Below are 23,990 nucleotides of genomic sequence, written 5' to 3' on the forward strand. Positions count from 1 at the left end.
TGTTAAAGCGAATAAATATCATTATTTGTAAGCGTGAATTGATGGCAGGCTGTGGTTATTCCGTCGTTTGTCATATGTGGATCTGTGATGTGTTGGATGCTGGAACCGAGGTGCCATTCCGGCTGTAGCAGGAGAGGCGGGACATGCCGACTGTGCGGACTGTATCGCTGGAGGCGGGCCGGGATGCGGGTGGCGACACGCTTCTGGCCTGGGCTGAGCGCTCAGGAAATCGCCCGGCGGCGAAGCCGCGTGGGGACGAACTGCGTTTCGCCTTTTACGGGCGGGTATCGACAGAGGACCGCCAAGATCTAGCGACGTCGCGGGCGCGGCAGCGTGACCAGGCCGGCGCGCTGGTCGGTGGGCACGGCCGGATCGTGGCAGAGTTCTTCGATGTGGGCCAGAGCCGGGTGCTCCCGTGGGCACGGCGTCCCGAAGCTGCGGCATTGGTCGTGGCGATGGCTGATCCGGATCGCGCATTCGATGCGATCGTGGTGGGGGAGTACGAGCGGGCGTTTTACGGTAACCAATTCAGCCTGATGGCGCCGCTGTTCGAGCATTACGGCGTGCAACTGTGGATGCCGGAGGCTGGCGGCCGGATCGACTTTGCAGCCGAAGACCACGAGCAGCTCATGATCGGGCTGGGCATTCAGTCGAAGCGGGAGATCGCCCGGACACGGATCCGGGTTCGCGCGGCGATGGCCACTCAGGCCCGCGAGCAGGGCCGGTACCTGGGCGGCCGACCACCTTACGGCTACCGGCTGGTGGACGCCGGTCCGCATCCGAACCGTGCGCACGCTGCGTGGGGTCGGCGGGCGCACCGGCTGGAGACGGACTCGGAGACCGCCCCGATCGTGAAGTGGATCTTCGCTCAGCGGCTGGCCGGGCACAGCGTGGCCCGGATCGCCCGGGCGCTGAACGACGTGGAGATCCCTTGTCCGTCGGCGGCCGATCCGGAGCGCAACGCCCACCGCTCGGGTCGGGAGTGGACGCACACCACGGTGCGGAGCATCCTGGCCAATCCTCGCTACACGGGGCGGCAGGTATGGAACCGCCAACCCACCGAACATGACCTGCTCGATCCAGCCAACACGGGGTTGGGGTATCGGCAGGTGCAGCGGTGGAACCTGCCCGATGGCTGGGTGATCTCCACCCGGCCCGCGCATCCGGCGCTGGTCAGCGAAGCCGACTTCGTCGCGGTCCAGAACATTCGTGCTCCGCGAGGTAGCCCTGATCCGGATCGCTGTTATCAGTTGGCGGGGCTGCTGCGGTGTGGGATCTGCGGACGTCGCATGGAATCGTGCTGGTCGAGCAACCGGGCGGCCTACCGCTGCCGGCACGGCCACACCAGCGCCTCCAAAGCAGACCCTGACCGGCCGAAGAACCTCTACATCCGGGAGGACCGCATCCTCGCCCACCTGCCAGCGCTCTACATCCTCATTGTCGGACCGGATCCCGCGCTCAGGCCGCCCGGCACCGCCGACGTCATCGGCCACCTGCAGGCGAAGAAGATCATGTTGACCTACGACCCCGAAACCCGCAGCTTGCGGACAAACGCCCGGGAGGAGGTGAAGATCACCGTCGACCACGCACATTGACGCCTGAACCGCCGCAAGGCACACCAGCGAGGGCCAGGCGGTATCCGAGCTCGGTGCCCAGCCGAAGGCCGGGCACGCGATGGCGCTCCGTCATGTCCGGAAACAGCCGGACATGTACAAACTGTGTGTCCGAGGGGGGACTTGAACCCCCATGCCCCGTAAAGGGCACTAGCACCTCAAGCTAGCGCGTCTGCCTATTCCGCCACCCGGACGTGGTGACCTTCGCGGGCTTCCCGCGTCGGCTGCCACAGATTAGCAAATCCCCGGTGATGCCGCGAAGTCGGTTTCGCTCGAGGGTGGGGTCGCCGAGGAGGGAGGGGCCTGAGGGAGGATGGTGCCGCCGGAACAACCTGGGCGAATCGAGCCGGACGCCGGTGATCGGCCGCTCCGCGGCGGCCAGGTCCGGTTCGGCGCCACGCACGCGAGGAGGCAATGTGAGCAATCCTTCGGCGGAGGATGAGGTCGTCCAGCTGTGCAGCGACCTGATCCGCATCGATACCTCGAATCCGGGGGACCACAGCGGGCCGGGGGAGCGGGTGGCGGCGGAGTACGTCGCGGAGAAGCTCGCCGAGGTCGGCCTGGAGCCGAAGATCTACGAGTCGCATGCGAAGCGGTCGAGTGTCGTCGTACGGATCGAGGGGACCGACCCGCAGCGGGACGCCTTGTTGATCCATGGGCATCTCGACGTCGTTCCGGCGCGTAAGGAGGACTGGACCCGCGATCCGTTCGGCGGGGAGGTCGCCGACGGCTGCGTGTGGGGGCGTGGCGCGGTCGACATGAAGGACATGGACGCGATGGTCCTCGCGGTGATCCGGGAGCGGCTGCGTCAGGGCCGGCGGCCGGAGCGCGACGTCGTGCTGGCCTTCCTCGCGGACGAGGAGGCGGGCGGTAAGTGGGGTGCGCACTGGCTGGTCGACAACCATCCGGAGCTGTTCGAGGGGTGCACGGAGGCGATCGGGGAGGTCGGCGGGTTCAGTTTGACGCTGCCGAACGACGAGCGCCTGTACCTGATCGAGACCGCGGAGAAGGGCCTGGCCTGGATGCGGCTGATCGCGGATGGTACGGCCGGGCACGGGTCGATGGTGCATCCGGACAACGCGGTCACGGCGCTGGCGGCGGCGGTCGCGCGGCTCGGCGCGCACGACTTCCCCGTACGGCTGACGAAGACGGTGCGCGCCTTCCTGGAAGAGGTGTGCGACGCGACGGGCGTCGAATTCGACTCGGACGACATCGAGAAGACGGTCCGCGATCTCGGGCCGTTGTCGCGAATGATCGGGGCGACCATCAGAAATACCCTGAATCCGTCTGTTCTGGACGCAGGTTACAAGACCAACGTAATTCCGCAGAGCGCCACCGCTCAGGTGGACGGGCGATTCCTGCCGGGTCACGAGGAGGAGTTCTTCGCGACCGTCGACGAACTGCTCGGCGAACACGTCCGCCGAGAGTTCGTCCACCACGACATCGCGGTGGAGACGGAGTTCGACGGGCCGCTGGTCGCGGCCATGGCGGCGGCGCTGAAGGCGCACGACCCGCAGGCCAGGCCGGTGCCGTACTGCCTGTCGGGCGGGACGGACGCGAAGTCGTTCGCCACGCTCGGCATCCGCTGCTTCGGTTTCGCGCCATTGAAACTGCCGAAGGATATGGATTTTTCCGGAATGTTCCACGGCATCGACGAGCGCGTTCCCGTCGACGGTCTCCGCTTCGGCGTAAACGTCCTCGACCATTTTCTTGATCACGCCTGAAAAACGGCTCCGATTGTCGATTCAATGCTCTCCGTGGTGATAGCGTGACTCACCGTACGGAACGCCTTTGCGTTCCGCACGGTGGGTCGATGCCAAGGAGGGCGCGCGGTGTCCAGGTGGTCATGGTCACGGAGGTCCGCCTCCGTCGCATGCCGCCTGCGCAGTGTCCTCGCGCGGTCGGTCACCCGGCGCCTGCTCGCCATGGTGGGCGTCGCCGTCGCCGGCTGGCTTCTCGGGGGCGCCGGGCAGGCGCACGCCGACACCGTTCCGGGAGCACGCCTTCCCCATGCGGCCGCGCCCGCGGCCGGACATGTCACCGCGGCCTCGCGTGACGTGCCGCCGCTGCGCACCGCCGCACCGGCCGTGCGCTTTTCCCGGACGGCCCTGCGGCATCCACACCCACCGCTGATTCCCGCTTCGCCGTCACAGGCGGCGGGCGGACTGGCCGGAGCCCTCCGGCCCGGCACATCGAAGATCGCGGCGGATCCTTCTTGGGCACCGCGGCAGTCCGGTCACGGCCAGCGCGCCGCGACCGGGAATTCCGGTCACGGCACCCGCGCCACGGCCGGGCGTTCCGGCCATGGCCACCGTGCCGCGGCCGGGAGCGGACCGGTGTCCAGCACCGGTCCGTTCGCCGTAACGGGGGCGTCCAAGAAGGCGTCCGCCGTTCACAAGACCCGTTCCCGGGGTTCCGCGCCGGCCGTGCCACGGATGCCACGACCCCTGCCGCGCCGGGCACAGGCGCTTCCACCGTCCGTCGGTGACGGCCTCACCCAGCAGGCGGGGCTTTGGCGCGCCCCCGGGTTCGGGGCGGCCTCGGGCCGCCCACGGTCGTCCGTCCTCCTGGTGGGGGCGGTTCCTCCGGCCGTCCGCACCGCTGCGGACGAGCCTTCCTTTTCGCCTGACTAGTTCCTCCCATCACCGGCCCGGCCCCCGCCGGGTCGAGGCGTGCCCGCATTCCCGCGGCCACGCCGTGAATCCCCCCATGCGAGACGTCCTCCGAACTCACGAGAGACGTTCTCCGATCTCTGTAATGAAGGAGCTTCACCATGCCTACGTGGGCGAAGAGCACCGCGCGTGCCACCCTGCTCACCGCGAGCTTCGTCGCGCTCGGTGCCGGTCCGGCCCTCGCCGACGTCACCGACGGCACCGGCAGCGTGCTCGGCGGCAACCAGATCAAGGCGCCCGTCTCGGCGCCCGTCGACGTCAGCGGAAATGCCATCGCGGTCGCCGGCCGGTCGGTCGCCGGCTCGACCGGCGGAGCGTCCGTACGCCGCGGCGACCCCGGCGGCGGACAGTCGACCTCAGGACGCCACAGCATCGGCGGCGGCAACCAGGTCGACGCACCCGTCAGCGCGCCCGTGAACGCCTGCGGCAACGCCGTCGCCGTCTTCGGCCGATCCGCGGCCGGCTGCGAGGGCGGCGCCTCCGTCTCCGGCGGTCACGGCGGACGCACGACCGGCGGGCACACGACCGGAAAGGGCTCCGTGCTCGGCGGAAACCAGGTCAACGCCCCCATCAGCGCGCCGGTCAACATCTGCGGCAACTCGGCGGCCGTGCTCGGCGCGGCGGTCGCCGGCTGCGAGGGCGGCGCGGCGGTCCGGCCCGGCGGCCACGGCCACGGCACCCCGGGATCGACCTCCGGACGGCACAGCGTCGGCGGCGGCAACCAGGTCAACGTTCCGATCAAGGCCCCCGTCAACGTGTGCGGCAACGCCGTCGGCCACGCGGTCGCCGGGTGCGAGGGCGGCGCGGCGGTCACCAGCCCCGGGACCACCGGCGCCGGCCGTACGAACGGGCGGCACAGCGTCCTCGGCGGCAACCAGATCACCACCCCGGTGACCGCGCCGATCAACGTGTGCGGCAACGCCGCCGCGATCCTCGGCGACGCGGCCGCCGGCTGCGAGGGCGTCATCCCGCCCGTGCGCGGTGGCTCCGGAGCCGGCGGCCGTACGAACGGCCGGCACAGCGTCGGGGGCGGCAACCAGGTGACCGCCCCGGTGACCGCGCCGATCAACGTCTGCGGCAACGCCGCCGCCGTCATCGGCCACGCGGTCGCCGGCTGCGCCGGGGGTGCCGGAGGTGCCGGAGGTGCCGGAGGCGACCACTGCGGCTCCGCGCACCACTCCTTCCACACGATGCTGAGCGAGCTTCCGCAGCTGCCGGGCACGTCGCCGCGTACGGGAGCGGTGGCGGCGAACCCGGCGGCGATGCCGGCGTTCCCCCGGCTGCGGTTCCAGCCGATCCGGCAGCTGAGCACGCCCGTCGCCGGGGCGATCCCCAGCACGCCCAAGCCGCCCGTCGCGGTCCCGGTCCCCCCGGCCGGGACCGCGACGGGGAGCGCTCCCGTTCCGTCTCTTTCGGCCCCAGGGCACACCTCGGCCGCGGGGAACACCTCCGCCCCGGCCGGGCAGAGCGCCTCCGTCCCGGCGGACCGCCTGGGCGGCCTCGCGGGCGGGATCGCCGGTGCCCTGCCGGATCTGCCGAAGCCGGTCCGGGTCGGCGCTCCGATGAACAGCCGGCCGACTGCGGCCGGCACGACGAAGACCGGCTCTCCCGTCGGCTCCGTCGTCAGCGGGACCGGCGTCGCCGACGCGGTCCCCGGGGCCCGGGCGCTGCCCGATCTGCCGAGCGTCCCGGTCACCCGGCCGGTTCCGCAGGCGGGGGCGGCGCTGCCCGTCCCGGGCAGGTTCCGTCTGCGGCCGGTGGGACAGGTGGAGCGGATCCCCTCGATGCGGACGGTGGCGGTGCAGGAGCCGGCTCAGGCGGAGCGGGGAGCGCTGGCCGCCCTCGCGCTGGCCGGGCTGCTCGCCGCGTCGTCCGGCGCGGTCTCGATGGTCCGCCGCTTCCGCGGACGCTGAGGGCGACCCGGCCTCAGCCGTCGTGTCGTCGGCCGCTGAGGGCGATCCGGCCTCAGTCGTCGTGTCGTTGGCCGCTGAGGGCGACCCGGCCGCAGCAGCCGCTTCCGCGCGGACGGTGAGGCCCGGTCACGACCACTGAGGCCCGGTCGGCCATGATTGCGGGGAGGGCGCGCTCCCCGAAGGAACGGCCGACCGTGATCTCGAGCACTCCTTTGCCTGGCCCGGAGACCCCGAGCCAGGCAAAGTTCATCACCGACCAGATAAGCCTCATGACAGGGCGTAGCAAAACCTTGTGTCGGACCAGGCAAAGCCCTAAGAAAGGGAAAGTTCACGCCAAGCCGTGCCTTGCGCTCACGTGCAGGGCACATTGCTGTAGCGTCGAAGGGGCCGAGAACTGGCGGCCCCTACATGGTGCGCGTCGCGCGGATGACCTTGCGTCGGAGCTGGATTCGCCGGCGTCCGTCCGGGTACACCCGCACCCGGACGAGTTCCCACCCGCCGTGTTCGGCGTGCTCGACCATCACTTGCCTGGCGGCATCCCGTGTCGTGCCGCGCGGCAGGTGTAGTACTAGGTAGGAGTACTCCAGCATTGGCCTTATTCTGCTCCGTCTAGGGGTCCTCACGGGGAGCGTGTGATCCTCTTCCGCGGAACCGGTCAACCGCGTCGCACGTTGACCGGCTTCGGGGTGGCACTTGATGACTCCCGCCGCAGTCGAGATTTGTGAGGTTCAAGCACCGTGCCCGACAGCAACGGCACCACGAGGTCCAACGGCAACCGCCTGGTGATCGTCGAGTCGCCTGCCAAGGCCAAGACGATCGCGGGGTATCTCGGCCGTGGCTACGTCGTGGAGTCCAGTATCGGCCACATCCGTGATCTTCCGGAGAAAGCGGCCGATATTCCGGCGAAGTACAAGGGCGAATCATGGGCCCGGCTCGGTGTGAACGTCGATCACGACTTCGAGCCACTGTACGTCGTGAACGCGGACAAGAAACAGCAGGTCGCCAAGCTCAAGAAGCTGTTGCAGGACGCCGACGAGCTCTTTCTCGCGACGGATGAGGACCGCGAGGGCGAGGCGATCGCCTGGCACCTGCGCGAGGTCCTGAAGCCGAAGGTGCCCGTGCACCGCATGGTGTTCAACGAGATCACCCGGGACGCCATCCGCGCCGCCGCGCAGAACCCTCGCGACCTGAACATCAAGCTCGTCGACGCGCAGGAGACCCGGCGCATCCTCGACCGCCTGTACGGCTACGAGGTCAGCCCGGTCCTGTGGAAGAAGGTCATGCCGAAGCTGTCGGCGGGCCGGGTGCAGAGCGTCGCGACCCGCCTCGTCGTCGAGCGGGAGCGCGAGCGCATCGCGTTCGTCCCGGCGCACTACTGGGACCTGTCGGCGACGTTCGACACCGGCAAGCCGGAAGAGCCCTCCTCCTTTGCCGCCACCCTCGTCTCGCTGGACGGCAAGCGAGTCGCCCAGGGCCGCGACTTCACCGCCCAGGGCACGCTGAAGACGCAGGACGTCCTGCACCTGGACGAGGCCGCCGCACGGGGCCTGGCCGAGCGCCTGCGCGACCGGCCGTACGCCGTCTCGTCGGTGGAGCGCAAGCCGTACCGCCGCAGCCCGTACGCCCCGTTCCGTACGACGACGCTGCAGCAGGAGGCCAGCCGCAAGCTGGGCTACTCGGCGAAGTACACGATGCAGGTCGCGCAGCGGCTGTACGAGAACGGCTTCATCACCTATATGCGTACCGACAGCATCACGCTGTCGGAGACGGCGATCAACGCCGCGCGCAACCAGGCGCGCGGGCTGTACGGCGCCGACTACGTCCCGGACAAGCCGCGCGTCTACCAGAGCAAGGTGAAGAACGCTCAGGAGGCGCACGAGGCGATCCGCCCGGCCGGCGACAGCTTCCGTACGCCGGGCGAGACCGGGCTGTCCGGCGACCAGTTCAAGCTGTACGAGCTGATCTGGAAGCGCACCGTGGCCAGCCAGATGAAGGACGCCACCGGGCAGTCGGTGTCCGTCCGCGTCGGTGGCGAGTCGACCACCGGCGAGCGGGCCGAGTTCGGCGCCTCCGGCAAGATCATCACCTTCTACGGCTTCCTCAAGGCGTACGTCGAGGGCGCGGACGACCCGTCGTCGGACCGCGACGACCAGGAGCGCCGCCTGCCGCAGCTGGACGAGGACGACCCGCTCACCGCGACGGAGCTGGGCGCCGACGGCCACTCGACGCGGCCGCCGGCCCGCTACACCGAGGCCAGCCTGGTCAAGGAGCTGGAGGACCGGGAGATCGGCCGGCCGTCCACGTACGCCAGCATCATCGGGACGATCCTCGACCGCGGCTACGTGTTCAAGAAGGGCACCGCGCTGGTGCCGTCGTACCGGGCGTTCGCCGTGGTCAACCTGTTGGAGAAGCATTTCGGCCACCTCGTCGACTACGACTTCACCGCGCACATGGAGGACGGCCTCGACGAGATCGCGCGCGGCGAGGCCGAGCGGGTGCGGTGGCTGGAGCGCTTCTACTTCGGCGAGGACGGCGAGGGACTGAAGCAGCTGGTCAGCGACCTCGGCGAGATCGACGCCAAGGAGATCAGCTCGTTCCCGATCCCGGACAGCGACATCATGATCCGGGTCGGGCGCTACGGGCCGTACCTCGACCGGGACGGCGAGCGGGTCAACATCCCCGACGACACGGTGCCGGACGAGCTGACCAAGGAGAAGGCCGAGGAGCTGTTCGCGCAGCCGAACGGCGACCGCGAGCTGGGCATCGACCCCGGGACCAAGCACCCGATCGTGGCCAAGAAGGGCCGGTTCGGGCCGTACGTCACCGAGATCCTCCCGGACGACGCTCCGAAGAGCGCCAAGCCGCGTACGGCATCGCTGTTCGCGTCGATGGCGCTGGACACCGTGACGCTCGAGGACGCCCTGAAGCTGCTGTCGCTGCCGCGCACCCTGGGGGAGATCGACGGCGAGCCGGTCACCGCGCAGAACGGCCGGTTCGGCCCGTACCTCAAGAAGGGCACGGACAGCCGGTCGCTGCAGAGCGAGGACCAGCTGTTCACGGCCACCATCGAGGAGGCCAAGGAGATCTTCGCCCAGCCCAAGCAGCGCGGACGCGGCCGGGCGGCCGCGGCGCCGCCGCTGCGCGAGCTCGGGGAGGACCCGGCCAGCAAGACTAAGATCGTCATCAAAGAGGGACGTTTCGGCCCGTACGTCACCGACGGCGAGACCAACGCCAGCCTGCGAAAAGGCGACGAAGTCGAGTCGATCACCATGCAGCGGGCGCTCGAGCTCCTCGCCGAGCGCCGCGAGAAGGTGGCCGCGGGTGGCGGTAAGAAGCCGGCCCGGCGGCGTACGGCGAAGTCGCGCTCCTGACGCTCTGAGGTGGATACGCTGACACAATGACCAGAACGGGCAGCTCTCCCGGCGTGCTGTCGATCAAGCCGTTTCGTCGGCTCTGGATCGCGCTTTCGTTGTCCAGCTTCGGCGATTGGCTGAGCATCCTCGCGTTGACCGCGCTGGCCGGCTCGCTCACGAAGGGCTCCGCCGAGAACTACGCGATCGGCGGCGTCCTCGTCGTCAAACTGCTTCCGGCGCTGGTTTTCGGACCGCTCGCCGGGGCGGTCGCCGACCGCTTCGACCGCCGCACCACGATGGTGATCGCGGACATCCTGCGGTTCAGCCTGTTCCTGTCGATCCCGCTCGTGGGCCGCCTCGACTGGCTGTACGGCGCGACCTTCCTCGTCGAGGTCGTGACGCTGTTCTGGATCCCGGCCAAGGAGGCCTCGGTCCCGAACCTCGTGCCGAAGGACCGGCTGGAGAAGGCCAACCAGATCAGCCTGATCTCGACGTACGGCTCCGCGCCTGTGGCGGCGGGGACGTTCTCGGTGCTGGCCCTGATCTCGGGCGTGGTGTTCGCGAACCAGCGCCAGCAGGCCAACCTCGCGCTGTACATCAACGCGGTGACGTTCCTGGTCTCCGCGATCACGATCTTCTCGCTGCGCGAGATCCCCCGGCAGAGCGGCAAGGTCTCGGTTCCGTCGATCCTCAAGCAGATCATCGCGGGCTGGCGGTTCGTCGGCTCGACGCCGATGGTGCGCGGCCTGACCGTCGGGATCGTCGGCGCGTTCGCGGCGGGCGGCGCGGTGATCGGCATCGCGAAGGTCTACGTCAAGGCCCTCGGCGGGGGCGACGCCGCGTACGGTGTCGTCTTCGGCATGGTGTTCGTCGGCATGGCGATCGGGATGTTCCTGGCGCCCCGCATCCTGAAGGACTTCAGCCGACGCCGCCTGTTCGGCCTGGCGATCATCGGGGCGGGCATCGCCCTCGCACTGATCGCGATCATCCAGAACCTCGTCATCGTCGCCCTGCTGACGGCCCTGCTGGGGGCCGGCGGGCATCGCCTGGGTGGTCGGCTACACGCTCGTCGGCCTGGAGGTCGAGGACAGCGTGCGCGGCCGCACCTGGGCGTTCCTGCAGTCGCTCGTCAGGGTCGTGCTGCTGCTCACGGTCGCCGCCGTGCCGTTCATCGCGGGCGCCGTCGGCGACCACCTCCTGAAGTACGGCAAGAGTGGCGTCTACCACTTCGGCGGCCCCAACGCCGTCCTGCTGCTCGGCGCGCTGGTCGCCGTCATCGTGGGCCTGCTCGCCTATCGGCAGATGGACGACCGCAAGGGCATCCCGCTGTCCCGCGACCTGATGGCGGCGCTGCGCGGCGAGGTGTACACCCCCGAGGAGCCCGGCAGCGGCGAGCGTGGGGTGTTCCTCGCGTTCGAGGGCGGCGAGGGCGCCGGGAAGACCACCCAGGCGCGTCTCCTCGCGATCTGGCTCCGCGACCAGGGCTTCGACGTCGTGACGACCCGCGAGCCCGGCTCGTCGAAGATGGGCATGCGGCTGCGCGCGATCCTCCTCGACAAGGAGACCACCGGCCTGTCCCCCCGCGCCGAGACGATGCTGTACGCCGCCGACCGGGCCCAGCACGTCGCCGAGGTCATCCGCCCGGCGTTGCAGCGCGGCGCGATCGTCGTCACCGACCGGTACGTCGACTCGTCCCTGGCCTACCAGGGCGCCGGCCGCGAGCTGAAGGTCAAGGAGATCGCCGAGGTGAACCGCTGGGCCACCGGCGGCCTCACCCCCGACCTGACGATCATCCTGGACGTGCCGTCCGAGGTCGGGCTGAGCCGGTTCGCCTCCCCGGCCGACCGGATCGAGTCCGAGCCGCAGGAGTTCCACGAGCGGGTACGCCGCGGGTTCCGCGCTCTCGCCGAGGCCGAGCCGCACCGGTACCTCGTGATCGACGGCACCCAGCCGCAGCAGGAGATCAGCCGGCAGATCCACGATCGGGTCCGCGCCATCCTGCCCGACCCCGTGCCCGCCACCGCCGAGGCCGTCACGAGCACGATGCCGATCATCAGCGACTGATCAGAGAGGAACGGCCCCTGGATGGTCCAGGGGCCGCTCCGGCCGGGCCTCACACGTTGTAGACCCTGGTCCGCTCCTCGTAGCACCGGCCCCGCGACGTACGCTCCGCCGGCCGTTGGCGCCGAGGGCTCCGGCGGCCGGCGGCAGCCGTTGGCATCGAGTCCTCCTCGTGACCCGGGTCCCGCGACGTGCGCTTCGGCGGCCGGCGGCAGCCGTTGGCATCGAGTCCTCCTCGTGACCCGGGTCCCGCGACGTGCGCTTCGGCGGCCGGCGGCAGCCGTTGGCATCGAGTCCTCCTCGTGACCCGGGTCCCGCGACGTGCGCTTCGGCGGCCCCCGGCAGCCGTTAGCATCGAGTACGCCCGCGGGTCGGCAGGCCAGGGCTTGGAGGAGATCGACGCGTGACGGTGTACGACGATCTGGTCGGGCAGGGGCCCGTCATCGAGCAGCTGCAGGCCGCCGCTGCCGCCGGGGCGCAGGTCCTGGCCGGCGAGGGCGGCGGCGGGATGACGCACGCCTGGCTGTTCACCGGGCCGCCCGGGTCGGGCCGCTCGACCGCCGCCCGCGCCTTCGCCGCCGCGCTGCTGTGTCCCGACCAGGGCTGCGGGCACTGCGCGTCCTGTCACCAGGTGCTGTCCGGCACCCACGCCGACGTCGAGGTCGTCCGCCCGGCCGGTCTGTCGTACGGCGTGCGGGAGACCCGTGAGCTGGTGCTGCGGGCCGCCTCGTCGCCGACCGGCGGGAGGTGGCGGATCGTGCTGTTCGAGGACGCCGACCGGTCCACCGAGCAGGCGGCGAACGCCCTGCTCAAGGCCATCGAAGAGCCCCCGGCCCGTACGGTCTGGCTGCTGTGCGCGCCGTCGCCGGACGACCTGGTCGTCACGATCCGGTCCCGCTGCCGCCTCGTGACGCTGCGGACGCCACCCGCGCACGCGGTCGCCGACGTGCTCGTACGCCGGGACGGGATCGACCCGGACGTCGCATCCGCCGCCGCGCGGGCCGCGCAGGGGCACGTGGGGCGGGCGAAGCGCCTGGCGACCGACGAGCAGGCACGCCGGCGGCGCGCCGAGGTGCTGGCCGTCCCGTCCCGGCTGACCGGCGTCGGTCCCGCCGTCGGCGCCGCCGAGGCCCTCGTGAAGGCCGCGGAGGCCGAGGCCAAGGAGCTGGGCGCGGAGAAGGACGCGGAGGAGACCGCCGCGCTGCGCCAGGCGTTGGGCGAGAGCGCCAAGGGCCGCATGCCGCGCGGCACCGCAGGCGCCCTCAAGGAGCTGGAGGACCGGCAGAAGTCCCGGACGACCCGCATGAAGCGCGACGCCCTCGACCGCGCCCTGCTCGACCTGGCCTCCTACTATCGGGACCTGCTGGTCGTGCAGCTCGGCGCCGGCGTCGAGCTGGTCAACACCGACCGTTCCCGGGAGCTGCGCTCGGCCGGGGGTACCCCGGAGGCCACGCTCCACCGCCTGGAGGCGATCATGGAGTGCCGGGAGCGCCTGGAAGCCAACGTCAACCCGCTGCTCGCGGTCGAGGCCATGGCGATGGCCCTGCGCACCGGCTGATCTCCCTCTGGCCATTACCGGCCACAGGTCTCATACGTCGCAACACTGGACGAAGCACGCACTCAACCGTTCTGATGCCTCCATTGCCGGTTCTTTACCGGCGCTCGGTTGACATATCTGGAGGTGTGCAGTGCGGCGCGCCATCATTCTCGTCGCCTGTGCCGCCGTCACGGCGGCGCTCGCGGCACCCGCGCACGCGGGGCCCACGGCGACGACCTCGGCCGACGGAACGGCCGCGGAGTACGTCGTGCTCTACAAGGACGGCGTCTCCCTCGAGCAGGCGCACGCGGCGATCCGAGCCGCGGGCGGCACGATCGTCCGGGAGAACACGGACGTCGGCCTGGCCACCGTCCGCTCGACGCGCGCCGCGTTCGGCGCCGACGCCCGGCGGCAGCCCGCGGTCGAGGGGGTCGCGCGCGACCGTGCCGTCGGCGAGGCGCCCAAGGTGACGCACCGGGCGGCCGACAAGAACATCGCGGTCGAGAAGGAAGGCCGCGACGGCGGGAGCAGCGCCACCAAGGAAGGCCGCGACGGCGGGAGCCGCGCCGCCACCGCGAAGGCGAAGGGCGATCCGCTGGCCGGCAGCCAGTGGGACATGCAAAAGATCCACGCGACCGCCGACGGGTCGTACCGGGTGGAGCCCGGCGACCGCGGGGTGCGCGTCGGGGTCATCGACACCGGCATCGACGGGAACCACCCCGACATCCGGGCGAACTTCGACCGCGGGCTCAGCCGCAACTTCACCAAGGACATCCCGGTCGACGCCAACGGCACCGAGGTCGACGGCCCCTGCGAGCACCCCTCCTGCGTCGACCCGGTCGACGAGGACGACAACGAGCACGGCACGCACGTCGCCTCGACGATCGCCTCCCCGCTCAACGGGCTCGGCATGGCGGGCGTGGCGCCGAAGGTCACCCTCGTCAACATCCGGGCCGGGCAGGACTCGGGGTACTTCTTCCTGCAGCCGGTGGTGGACGCGCTCACGTACGCGGGGGACGCCGGGATCGACGTCGTCAACATGAGCTTCTACACGGACCCGTGGCTGTTCAACTGCGCGGACAACCCAGCCGACTCGCCGGAGTACCAGGCCGAGCAGCGCACGGTGATCGCGGCCTCCGAGCGGGCGCTGGCCTACGCCCACCGGCACGGCGTCACGCTGGTGTCGGCGGCGGGCAACGGCGCCACCGACTACACCAAGACGATCGTCGACGACTCCAGCCCGGACTACGCGGCCACGCCCGGCGAGGCGCCGTACAGCCGGACGATCCCGCCGAGCTGCGTCTCCGAGCCCAGCGAGGGCCAGAACGTCATCTCGGTCTCCTCGGTCGGCATCAGCGGCCGGAAGGCGTACTACTCCGACTACGGCAACGGGTACGTGGACGTCGCCGCGCCCGGCGGTGACGTGTACGACACCGCCGACGGCAAGCGCGACGTGACGAAGGGCATCCTCGCGGCCTACCCGGAGTCGCTGGCCCGGGCGCGCGGCGAGCTGAACGCCGACGGCACGCCGAACGTCCCGTACGTCGTCCGCGACTGCAAGGGCACGACCTGCGGCTACTACCAGTACCTGCAGGGCACCTCGATGGCCTCCCCGCACGCCGCCGGGGTCGCGGCGCTCATCGTCAGCCGGTACGGGCACCGCGACCCGAGGCACGGCGGCCTGACCCTGTCCCCGGACGTGGTCCAGCGGATCATGCAGGGAACGGCCACGCGGCAGCCCTGCCCGTCGCCGAGCGCCTTCACCTACACCCGGTACGTCCTGCAGTCGGACGGCACGTACCAGAAGGTGACCGCCACCCACACGTGTGAGGGTTCGACCCGTCACAACGGCTTCTTCGGCAGCGGCGTCGTCGACGCCCTGCACGCCGTCGGCCGCTGACGCACTAGCCACGGCCCGCCCGCGAACCGCGGGCGGGCCGTGTCGCGCGAATCACAGGTCGGAGCCGCCGGTGACGTCGATCCAGTCGCCGGTGACCCAGCGCGCGTCGTCGGAGGCGACGAACGCGACGACGTCGGCCACGTCCTCCGGCCGGCCGACCCGTCCGAGCGCGGCCCGGGCGGCGGCGGCCGCCGCGGCCTCCGGATCGCGCAGCCAGGAGGCGTTGACGTCGGTGTCGATGATGCCGGGCGCCACCGTGTTGACGGTGATGCCGCGCGGGCCGAGCTGCTGCGCCAGGGTGCGGGTGAAGGTTTCCAGCGCGCCCTTGGTCATCGCGTAGGTGATGATCTCCGGCATCGCGATCCGGGTGACGCCGGAGGAGATGTTGACGATCCTGCCGCCGTCGCGGAGCCGGGGCAGGGCCCGCTGGATGATGAAGAACGGCGCGCGAGCGTTCACCGCGAAGATCCGGTCGAACTCCTCCGGCGTGGTGTTCTCGAAGTCGCTCGACGTCGCGATGGCCGCGTTGTTCACCAGGATGTCGAGGCCGTCGAACTCCTCGTCCAGCCGGGCGAACAGCGTGTCCACCGCGTCCGGCGCGCTCAGCTCCGCGCGGACGGTGAACGCCCGGTCCTCCCCGATCGCCGCCACCGTCTCCTTGGCCGCCGCCTCGTTGCCGCCGTAGTGCACCGCGACGCGCGCACCGTCGGCGGCCAGGCGTTCGGCGATCGCCCTGCCGATGCCCCGGCTCGCCCCGGTCACCAGGGCCGTACGGCCGCTCAGGTCGCCCATCACTCACTCCTTTTATGTAGTGATCGATACAAATAAGGACTGTAGCGTGGTTTTTTAGCGATCGCTACACTTGAGTCATGGCGAAGGGACGACCGCGGACGTTCGACCGCGACGAGGCGCTGGACCGGGCGACCATGGAGTTCTGGCGGCACGGCTACGAGGCCACCTCGATCGCCGGGCTCACTGGGGCGATGGGCATCAACCCGCCGAGCCTGTACGCCGCGTTCGGCGACAAGCGCCGGTTGTTCACCGAGGTCGTCGAGCGCTACCAGCGGTCGTACGGGGCGTTCGCGGCGCGCGCCCTGGACGAGGAGCCGACCGCCCGCGCGGCGATCGAGCGCGTCCTGCGCGAGGCCGCGGCCGAGTACACCGATCCGGCCCACCCGTGGGGCTGCCTGATCATCTGCGCGGCGGTCAACTGCGGGTCCCCGGACGTCGAGGCGGAGCTGCGCGGCCAGCGGGAGGCGAGCCAGGCGGTGATCCGCGGCCGGATCGCCGCCGACGTCGATGCCGGCCGCCTCCCCGCCGGTACGGATCCCGACGCGCTGGCCACCTTCTACGCGGCCACGATCCAGGGCATGTCCACCCAGGCCCGCGACGGCGCGCCCCGCGAGCGACTGGAGGCCGTCGCCGACCTGGCCATGCGCGCCTGGCCTTCCTGACAGCCCGGCATCCACAGGCTGTGGATGCCGGACCGTCGTGCGCTGATTAGTCTTGCCGCATGCCGTACCGCGTCACGTTCGTCTGCACGGGCAACATCTGCCGCTCCCCGATGGCCGAGCACATCTTCCGCCGGCACGTCCAAGATGAGGCCCTCGACGTGGAGGTGGACAGCTCCGGCACCGGGCGCTGGCACATCGGTGACCCCGCCGACCACCGCACCGTCGCGACCCTGCGCCGCGCCGGATACACCTCCTCGCACCGGGCGCGCCAGTTCGAGCCGGCCTGGTTCGACCACTACGACCTGATCATCGCGCTGGACGAGGGTCACCAGCGCGACCTGCGCCGCCTGGCCCCCGGCCAGGAGGCCGCGGGCAAGGTCCGCCTGCTGCGCGAGTTCGACCCGGACGCTCGCGACCTCGACGTCGCCGACCCGTACTACAGCCGCGACTCGGCCTTCGAGGAGGTCCGCGAGCAGATCGAGGCGGCCGTGCCGGGCCTGCTCGGCCACGTCCGCGAAGAGCTCAAGAACGCCGACTGACCGTGGAACGGCTGCTCGGCACACCCGTCGCGGACGTCGCCGACCTCGGCACGAGCCACGAGTGGTCGCTACGCCGGGTCACCCTCGCCGACGGGCGCAGGGTCTTCGTCAAGGAGTCCCGGCGCAGGATCGACGGCCTCTTCGCGGCCGAGGCGGCCGGACTGCGCTGGCTGCGCGACGGCTGGCGCCAAGCGGTCGGCGCGGAGACACCGGGGGCGCCGGAGGAGAAGTCCCGGGAGAAGTCGCCCGGCGGGGAGACGCCCGAGGCGAAGGCGTCCGGACCCGTTCCGGAGGTGCTCGCCGTCGATGACACGACGCTCGTCCTGCCGTGGATCGAGAGCGGGTCGCCGACGCCGGAGGCGGCCGAGCGGTTCGGCCGGGAGCTGGCCGTCCTGCACGGCGCGGGCGCGGAGGCGTACGGCGCGCCGTGGCGTGGCTACATCGCCTCCCTGCCGCTGGACAACGCCCGGGGCTCGTCGTGGCCGGAGTGGTACGCCGAGCGCCGCGTCCTGCCGTACGTCCGGATGGCGGTCGACCGCGGAGCCCTGTCAGCGGGTGACGCGGCACGGCTCGAGCGCGCCGCCGAGCGCATCCCCGACGCCGCCGGACCCGAGGAGCCGCCCGCCCGGATCCACGGAGACCTGTGGTCCGGCAACCTGCTGTGGGGCCGCGACCGGGCGTGGCTGATCGACCCGGCGGCGCACGCCGGACATCGGGAGACCGACCTGGCCATGCTGGCGCTGTTCGGCGCGCCCCAGCTGGAGCGGATCCTCGCCGCGTACGACGAGACGGCGCCGCTCGCGGACGGCTGGCGGGCGCGGGTGCCGCTGCATCAGCTGCACCCGCTGCTCGTCCACGTCGTCCTGTTCGGCTCGTCCTATCGCGGCCAGACCCTGGCCGCGGCCCGGTCCGTACTCACTTTCTGATCGGTCACCCCGGCAGCGTCCAGCGGCGGCCGTCGCTGCCGTCGCAGGGGGCGAGCTGGAGCTGGGTCGCGTCGGCCGGTTGCGGGGTGGCGAGGCACTTGCCGGAGCGCTGCTCGACGAGGGTCTTCGCCGACGCGTCGTACGTCCACCGCTGGCCGCCGCCCGTACCGCCGCACTCCCAGAGCCGTACGTTCGCGCCGTCCGCCGTGCCGTCGGCGTCCAGGCACAGGCCGAAGGAGGTGAGCGTCCCGTCGTCGTGCACGGTCCACTTCTGGGCGTTCGTGCCGTTGCAGACGTACAGCTGGACGGGGTTGCCGTTCGCGGCCCGGCTCGACCGGACGTCGACGCACTTCCCGGCGATCGCCGAGGTGATCGGCCCGGTGCGGGTCGGTGGCGCGGCGGCGCCCGCGTACGAGGGAGGCGCCGACGACGCTGCTGTCGCCCAGGACGTGTTCGCCGTGGTGCCGAGGTCCAGGTGGAGCGTGCCGCCGTCCAGGACCGCGGACGGCCGCAGGTAGGCGTTGTTCCAGGAGTGGCCGTTCCAGGTGGCGCTCTGGACATATGGTGCGTTCGGCGCGGCCTTCGGCGCGTCGATCGTGAGCGTACGGCCGGTGCTGAGCCTGATCACGACCTTGGTGAACTCCGGGCTGCCAAGCGCCAGGTCGGCGGTGCCAGGGGTCTCGGGGTAGGCGCCGATCGCGGACCAGACGTACCAGGCGCTCATCGTGCCGAGATCGTCGTTGCCGACGCCCCAGCCGGTGGGGGAGTCCGGCCACAGCTTGTTCTCCACGTCGCGGATGATCTCCTGGGCGCGCCAGGGCCGGCCGACGTAGTCGTACTCCCACGGCAGCTCGATGCTCGGCTCGTTGCCGAGGTTCGCGTGGTCGCCGCCGCTGCCGTCGTACGCGGCGAGCACGTGGTCGAGGTAGGCGATCATCGCGGCGTTCCCGCCCTTGGCGTCCGCGAGGCCGCGCACGTTGAACGGGACCATGCCGGTGTACTGCCAGGACGTTCCCTCGGTCATGTTGCTCTTGGACGCGGGGTCGAACCCGGTCGTCCACGAGCCGCTGGCGGTACGGGGCTGCATGAAGCCGCTCGTGGTGTTGAGGAGGTTCTTCCAGTTCTGGGCACGGGTGACGAACCTCGTCTTCGTGGCCTTGTCGCCGAGCGCGCCGGCGAACGCGCCGATGGCGAAGTCGGCGGTGTTGTACTCCAGGGTCGTCGAGACCGAGCCGTTGTAGTTGCAGCAGCCGTACACGCCGTTGCTCGGCGTGTACCCGATGCTCTGGAGGTAGTTCAGCCCAGGCCGGATCTTGCTGGCGACCGTCGCCCCCCGGACCATCGCGTTCTTCGCCGCGGCCGTGTCGAAGCGCCGGCCGCCGAACGCGTACAGGTCGGCGATGATCGGATCGATGGGATCACCGATCATCGTGTACGTCTCGCCGTTGGCCTGGGACCACTTCGGCAGCTGGCCGCTCTGCGCGTAGTCGTTCACCGCCGACTGGGCGATGTCGCTCGCCTGCTCCGGCGCGATCATGCCGAGGAGCTGCGCCTGCGCGCGGTAGATGTCCCAGCCCGAGTAGTTGGCGTACTGGGCGTGACCGCGGGCGACCCGGTGCACGGCGTTGTCGAAGCCCATGTAGTGGCCGTCGGCGTCGCTCATGACGTTCGGGTGCAGGAGCGCGTGGTAGAGCGCGGTGTAGAAGACGTGCCGCTGCGCGAGCGTGCCGCCGGCCACGCGGATGCGGCCGAGCGCGGAGTTCCAGGCCGTACGGGCGGCGGCCCGTACGTGCTCGAAACTCGGCGTGCGGACCTCGGCGTCCCGGTTGGCCTGGGCCTCGGCGTCGGAGGTGAACGACAGGCCGACCCGGGCGGTCACCACCGGGTTCTTGGTCGTGTCGAACGTCAGGTACGCGCCGTTCGGGTCGGTCAGCGGCGCGGCCTGCGGCCGCTGCGGACCGTGCGGACGCGGGCTGTTCGGCGCGTCGCCCTCCTCGGCCGGGGCGGCCTGCGACGTCACCCGCCTGGTCGAGGCGGCGGTGAGGGTCTTCGCGCCCGGCCGCAGCGTCGCGGCCTGCCACGTGCCGGCCGCGAACGGGCGGTCGAAGGTGACGGCGAAGTGGACGGTGTAGCGGTTGCCCTGGCCGCAGAAGTTCCCGCTGGTGACCGACCCGACGACGGCCCGGTCACCGACCACCTTCCAGGTGTCGGCGAAGGTGCCGTTCTGGCTGCCGGTCAGTTTGAACAGCAGGTTCGCCTGGGTGGTGGCCGGAAAGGCGAACCGGCCGATCCCGCCGCGGGTCGTCGTGGTCAGGTCCGTCCGGACGCCGTTGCCCAGCTTGACCGAGTAGGAGCCGGGCGAGACCGACTCGTCCTTGTGCGAGAAGGACGCGCTCGCCGAGCCGGCGTCGGTGACGGCGCCGACGGTCGGCATGATCGGGACGTCGCCGTACGCCTTGCAGCCCGGCCCGGCCATGTGGGTGAGGCTGAAGCCTGTGATCGTCGAGCTGGTGTAGGAGTAACCGCCGCCGTACGGGCGCGGGTTCGTGTCGGGACTCCACTGCACCATTCCGAACGGGACGTCGGCGCCGGGGAAGTCGTTGGCCGCGTTCGTGGTGCCGAGCAGGGGGTTGACCAGCGAGGCCGGGTTCGTGACGAGCGACGCGGCCTCCGCTCGTACGGGGGTCAGCAGCGCACTCAGGACGGTGACGGTCGACAGAAGAACGGGGGCAATGGGGCGGGGGAGGGCCATGTGGGTTGTCCTTCGGATGAGGCGGCCGATGACAACGTTGTCTGATCACGTCTACGCTCCGTGAGCGGCACCGTCAATGAATCTGTCAGGACCCGGCCATCCGTGTGATGTCACTCACGTCGGAGTCATACCGGTTGCGCGTAGTCTGACGGCCAGGTTCAACCCCCTCGGCGGACGGAGTGAGTCATGGGCATGATGATGGCCGTCAGCTTCACGCGGTACGGACGTCTCTACTACCTGGACCCAGGGCCGTACTCCCCGAAGGTCGGCGACAAGGTGCTCGTGCCGACCGAGGCCGGCTGGAGGTCGCCGAGTGCATCTGGGCGCCGCAGTACGTCTCCGAGGACGTCGAGCTGCCGGTCTGCGCGGGCATCGCCGGCGAGGAGCACCTCGCCCGGGACGAGGCCAACCGGCGACGGCGCGCGGAGGCGCGGTCCATCGCCAAGCGGCTCATCCGCAAGCACGAGCTCCCCATGAAGGTCATCGGCGTCGACTACCTCGACCGCGACAACACCTACAAGATCTACTTCTCCGCGCCGCACCGCGTCGACTTCCGCGCCCTCGTCCGCGACCTCGCCCGCGCCATGAAGGCGCGCGTCGAGCTCCGCCAGGTCGGCCCCCGCGACGAGGCACGTCTGCAGGGCGGCATCGGCCCGTGCGGCCGCGACCTGTGCTGCGCGACCTTCCTCAAGGACTTCGAGCCGGTGTCGGTCCGGATGGCCAAGGAGCAGGACCTCCCCGTCAACCCGCTGCGCATCGCCGGCGCCTGCGGGCGGCTGATGTGCTGCCTGAAGTACGAGCACCCCTTGTACGTCGAGGCGCACAACCGCATGCCGCGGCTCGGCGCTCGAGTGCAGACCGAAAAGGGCCAGGGACAGGTCGTGGGCCGAAACGTCCCTTCCGACACGGTTACGGTCCGGCTCGACGACGGCGGCCGCTGTGCCTGCCCGTCCGCATCCGTATGCTCTCCTCGCAAACAGCACGACCGTCACTATGGTGACACTCTCGGATGACTCGCCGGTACGCTGAGTAGCGAAAAACGGGCCACGCCCGCGTAGGCTGCGAGCGAACCCAACGGCGACGAGAACGGCAACGGCGTGAACAAGTTCCGTACGGTCTCCGTGCTGGCGGCGGCCGCGATCGTGGTGACAGCCTGCACGGACGCCCCGAAGTCCACCGCGTCGGCCCCGTCCCCCAGCGGCACCGCGAACGTGTACGCCCAGCGGATCTCCTGGCGCGACTGCGGCAACGGGTTCCAATGCGGCACGCTGCAGGTCCCGTTCGACTACGCCCACCCGACCGGCCGCTTCATCACCCTTCCGGTGATCCGCCTGCCCGCCGAAGGCGGCCAGCGCAAGGGCTCGCTCGTGCTCAACCCCGGCGGCCCCGGCGGCTCAGGCGTGGAGTTCGCCCGCGGCTCGGCCCGGCAGTTCGGCGCCGACCTGCGAAGAAACTTCGACATCGTCGGCTTCGACCCGCGCGGCGTCGGCCAGAGCCGCCCCACCGTCCGCTGCCTCACCGGCAAGCAGCTCGACAAGTTCTTCCAGACCGACACCTCCCCCGACGACCCCACCGAGGTCAACGCCCTGGTCGACGTCAGCAAGATGTGGGCCGATGAGTGCAAGAACCACATCCCCAACCTGCTGCCGTACGTCGGCACGGCCAACGCCGCCCACGACATGGACATCCTCCGCGCCGCCCTAGGCGACCAGGGCCTCACCTACTACGGCGCCTCGTACGGCACCTACCTCGGCGCCTACTACGCCGAGGAGTTCCCCAAGCACGTCCGCGCCCTCGTCCTCGACGGCGCCATCGACCCCAAGCTGTCCGCCGACGACATCAACATCGAACAGGCCAAGGGCTTCGACACCGCCACCAAGGCCTTCGCCGCCGACTGCGTCAAGACCCGCGACTGCCCACTCGGCACCGGCAACACCAAGGCCGCGCTGAACCGGCTGTCCCAGCTGTTCGCCCAGACCGACAAGAAACCCCTCCGCAACGGCCTGAACGACGGCAGGATCGTCGACGAGTCCCTCGTCGAACTCGGCGTCGCCGCCGCCCTCTACAACAAGCAGACCTGGCCCGTCTTGAAACTCGCCCTCAAGAGCGCCATCGACAACAACGACGGCACCACCCTCCTCCGACTCGGCGACCTCCTCGTCGAACGCAACAAGGACGGCACCTACTCCAACCAGAGTGAGGCCAACATGGCCGTCAACTGCGTCGACAAGCCCTACGAGCGCGACCTGGGCGCCTGGAAGAACCAGGCCGACCGCGCAAAGAAGGCCGCCCCGCTCTTCGGCCAGTTCGTGGTCTGGGGCACCCTCCCGTGCGGCTACTGGCCCGTCCAGGACGGCACCAAGCCCAAGGCCTTCGCCGCCGAAGGCGCCAAGCCCATCCTGGTCGTCGGCACCACCCGCGACCCCGCCACCCCGTACAAGTGGGCCCAGGGCCTGGCATCGCAGCTGAAGTCGGGCGTCCTGCTCAGCCTCGACGGCGACGGCCACACCGCCTACCTCCAGGGCAACCCCTGCATCACCACCGCGGTCGACCGCTACCTGATCACCGGTGCGCCGCCGAGGAAGGGCACCATGTGCCACTGATATGGGTGCGCGAGGAGTGCTGAGAACCCGGTAGACTCACTGCGTCACACCTCGTGTGGCAGGCCGCCTTAGCTCAGTCGGCAGAGCGATTCACTCGTAATGAATAGGTCGTCGGTTCGATTCCGACAGGCGGCTCCCAGGTCAAAGCCCCCTTCCGATCATGGAAGGGGGCTTCTTGCTAACGCCTTTGCTAACAGCGGCTCCTATGCCGCCTTGATGGCCTTGGCGAACACGTCGGCGGCGGCCGTCTCGGCCGAGCGGACCACGTGCGCGTAGACCCGAAGCGTGATCGCCGGGTCGGCATGGCCGAGGCGGGCCGCGACGACGTGGACGGGGACGCCCGCCAGGAGGAGCGTCGTCGCGTGGATGTGCCGAAGGTCGTGCAGCCGCGCATACGGGAGCGGTTCGGCCGGCGGCCGCCCGGCCCTCGGGCCGGGCGTGCGGCCTCTTCGGGCCGACCCGTCCCGAGACCGGACGACCGCCCCACCCGACACGGACCACCGCTGAAGCCGCAGGAACGGCCGCCAACGGATCCGTCGCTCTCTCGCGCAGCGCAAGATCCCAGCATCGATGCGTCAAGACCCAGCCGCCATGCGGTCGACAGGTCCCACCGCCCGACGCGGTGAGCTCAAGCCGGACATCGGCAAGTTCGCCACCTGAGGTCAGG

16 protein-coding genes, 2 tRNA genes and 1 pseudogene are annotated in these 23,990 nt (G+C 70.6%); 14 read left to right on the forward strand and 5 right to left on the reverse strand.

Features of this window, described 5'->3' with window-relative positions; all coding sequences use genetic code 11:
• The first annotated feature begins 143 nt into the window (after positions 1-143).
• Complete coding sequence (locus ACYVF7_RS04160) at positions 144-1,595, forward strand: recombinase family protein (RefSeq protein WP_460335091.1); 1,452 nt, start codon at positions 144-146, stop codon at positions 1,593-1,595.
• A 126-nt stretch (positions 1,596-1,721) separates the two neighbouring features.
• Here ACYVF7_RS04160 and ACYVF7_RS04165 read toward each other — a convergent pair.
• A tRNA-Leu gene (locus tag ACYVF7_RS04165) sits at positions 1,722-1,807 on the reverse strand.
• 222 nt (positions 1,808-2,029) lie between these two features.
• On the opposite strand from ACYVF7_RS04165, the gene ACYVF7_RS04170 reads away from it, so the two are divergent.
• Entirely contained in the window at positions 2,030-3,337 is a 1,308-nt protein-coding gene (locus ACYVF7_RS04170) for a M20/M25/M40 family metallo-hydrolase (RefSeq protein ID WP_460335094.1), read from the forward strand.
• A 1,049-nt stretch (positions 3,338-4,386) separates the two neighbouring features.
• Positions 4,387-6,198 (forward strand): chaplin family protein, encoded by a 1,812-nt coding sequence (locus ACYVF7_RS04175; RefSeq protein WP_460335097.1) that lies wholly within the window; start codon positions 4,387-4,389, stop codon positions 6,196-6,198.
• A gap of 404 nt (positions 6,199-6,602) precedes the next feature.
• Here ACYVF7_RS04175 and ACYVF7_RS04180 read toward each other — a convergent pair whose 3' ends face one another.
• Positions 6,603-6,788, reverse strand: a complete 186-nt coding sequence (locus ACYVF7_RS04180; protein WP_345428742.1) for a DUF5703 family protein — start codon at positions 6,786-6,788, stop codon at positions 6,603-6,605.
• 147 nt (positions 6,789-6,935) lie between these two features.
• Between ACYVF7_RS04180 and topA the strand changes: the two genes are divergently transcribed.
• The 5 genes and pseudogenes from topA to ACYVF7_RS04205 all read left to right on the forward strand — a co-directional run bounded on the left by topA (position 6,936) and on the right by ACYVF7_RS04205 (position 15,049).
• A complete protein-coding gene (gene topA, locus ACYVF7_RS04185; RefSeq protein ID WP_460335100.1) occupies positions 6,936-9,569 on the forward strand; it encodes a type I DNA topoisomerase in 2,634 nt (877 codons plus the stop codon).
• Between the two features lie 26 nt (positions 9,570-9,595).
• Positions 9,596-10,528 (forward strand): annotated as a pseudogene (locus tag ACYVF7_RS04190) (MFS transporter); the annotation flags it as partial.
• A gap of 73 nt (positions 10,529-10,601) precedes the next feature.
• Complete coding sequence (tmk, locus tag ACYVF7_RS04195) at positions 10,602-11,615, forward strand: dTMP kinase (RefSeq protein WP_460335103.1); 1,014 nt, start codon at positions 10,602-10,604, stop codon at positions 11,613-11,615.
• Between the two features lie 400 nt (positions 11,616-12,015).
• The gene (locus ACYVF7_RS04200; RefSeq protein WP_460335106.1) at positions 12,016-13,170 is read left to right on the forward strand and encodes a DNA polymerase III subunit delta'; all 1,155 of its coding nucleotides are present in this window, start codon (positions 12,016-12,018) and stop codon (positions 13,168-13,170) included.
• 130 nt (positions 13,171-13,300) lie between these two features.
• Positions 13,301-15,049, forward strand: coding sequence for a S8 family peptidase (locus tag ACYVF7_RS04205; RefSeq protein ID WP_460335109.1), 1,749 nt, complete (start codon positions 13,301-13,303; stop codon positions 15,047-15,049).
• 51 nt (positions 15,050-15,100) lie between these two features.
• Here the strand turns inward: ACYVF7_RS04205 and ACYVF7_RS04210 are convergent, their stop codons facing one another.
• Positions 15,101-15,841, reverse strand: coding sequence for a glucose 1-dehydrogenase (locus tag ACYVF7_RS04210; RefSeq protein ID WP_460335112.1), 741 nt, complete (start codon positions 15,839-15,841; stop codon positions 15,101-15,103).
• A gap of 77 nt (positions 15,842-15,918) precedes the next feature.
• Between ACYVF7_RS04210 and ACYVF7_RS04215 the strand changes: the two genes are divergently transcribed.
• Genes ACYVF7_RS04215 through ACYVF7_RS04225 form a run of 3 tightly spaced genes read left to right on the forward strand, consistent with a single transcriptional unit; the run spans position 15,919 to position 17,968 of the window.
• Positions 15,919-16,503: a TetR/AcrR family transcriptional regulator gene (locus tag ACYVF7_RS04215; RefSeq protein WP_460335115.1), complete on the forward strand. Its 585-nt coding sequence runs from the start codon at positions 15,919-15,921 to the stop codon at positions 16,501-16,503.
• A 59-nt stretch (positions 16,504-16,562) separates the two neighbouring features.
• The gene (locus ACYVF7_RS04220; RefSeq protein ID WP_460335118.1) at positions 16,563-17,042 is read left to right on the forward strand and encodes a low molecular weight protein-tyrosine-phosphatase; all 480 of its coding nucleotides are present in this window, start codon (positions 16,563-16,565) and stop codon (positions 17,040-17,042) included.
• A gap of 2 nt (positions 17,043-17,044) precedes the next feature.
• A complete protein-coding gene (locus tag ACYVF7_RS04225) occupies positions 17,045-17,968 on the forward strand; it encodes a fructosamine kinase family protein (RefSeq protein ID WP_460335121.1) in 924 nt (307 codons plus the stop codon).
• A gap of 4 nt (positions 17,969-17,972) precedes the next feature.
• Here the strand turns inward: ACYVF7_RS04225 and ACYVF7_RS04230 are convergent, their stop codons facing one another.
• Positions 17,973-20,720, reverse strand: coding sequence for a lectin (locus ACYVF7_RS04230; protein WP_460335124.1), 2,748 nt, complete (start codon positions 20,718-20,720; stop codon positions 17,973-17,975).
• A gap of 179 nt (positions 20,721-20,899) precedes the next feature.
• Here ACYVF7_RS04230 and ACYVF7_RS04235 point away from each other — a divergent pair, with 179 nt between their 5' ends.
• From ACYVF7_RS04235 to ACYVF7_RS04245, 3 genes are all read left to right on the forward strand, one after another.
• Positions 20,900-21,733: a PSP1 domain-containing protein gene (locus ACYVF7_RS04235; RefSeq protein WP_460335127.1), complete on the forward strand. Its 834-nt coding sequence runs from the start codon at positions 20,900-20,902 to the stop codon at positions 21,731-21,733.
• 84 nt (positions 21,734-21,817) lie between these two features.
• The gene (locus tag ACYVF7_RS04240; RefSeq protein ID WP_460335130.1) at positions 21,818-23,323 is read left to right on the forward strand and encodes an alpha/beta hydrolase; all 1,506 of its coding nucleotides are present in this window, start codon (positions 21,818-21,820) and stop codon (positions 23,321-23,323) included.
• A gap of 62 nt (positions 23,324-23,385) precedes the next feature.
• Positions 23,386-23,458: transfer RNA gene (locus ACYVF7_RS04245), tRNA-Thr, on the forward strand.
• Between the two features lie 68 nt (positions 23,459-23,526).
• Here ACYVF7_RS04245 and ACYVF7_RS04250 read toward each other — a convergent pair.
• Positions 23,527-23,817 (reverse strand): tyrosine-type recombinase/integrase, encoded by a 291-nt coding sequence (locus ACYVF7_RS04250; protein WP_460335133.1) that lies wholly within the window; start codon positions 23,815-23,817, stop codon positions 23,527-23,529.
• Positions 23,818-23,990: the final 173 nt, after the last annotated feature.

The sequence above is a fragment of the Actinoallomurus acanthiterrae genome, from assembly GCF_054775715.1.

Bases quoted from the DNA above. Each gene is read 5' to 3' on its own strand.
- ACYVF7_RS04160 (WP_460335091.1), top strand. From the start codon at position 144: ATGCCGACTGTGCGGACTGTATCGCTGGAGGCGGGCCGGGATGCGGGT.
- ACYVF7_RS04175 (WP_460335097.1), top strand. From the start codon at position 4,387: ATGCCTACGTGGGCGAAGAGCACCGCGCGTGCCACCCTGCTCACCGCG.
- ACYVF7_RS04180 (WP_345428742.1), bottom strand. From the start codon at position 6,788: ATGCTGGAGTACTCCTACCTAGTACTACACCTGCCGCGCGGCACGACA.
- ACYVF7_RS04210 (WP_460335112.1), bottom strand. From the start codon at position 15,841: ATGGGCGACCTGAGCGGCCGTACGGCCCTGGTGACCGGGGCGAGCCGG.
- ACYVF7_RS04215 (WP_460335115.1), top strand. From the start codon at position 15,919: ATGGCGAAGGGACGACCGCGGACGTTCGACCGCGACGAGGCGCTGGAC.
- ACYVF7_RS04220 (WP_460335118.1), top strand. From the start codon at position 16,563: ATGCCGTACCGCGTCACGTTCGTCTGCACGGGCAACATCTGCCGCTCC.
- ACYVF7_RS04230 (WP_460335124.1), bottom strand. From the start codon at position 20,720: ATGGCCCTCCCCCGCCCCATTGCCCCCGTTCTTCTGTCGACCGTCACC.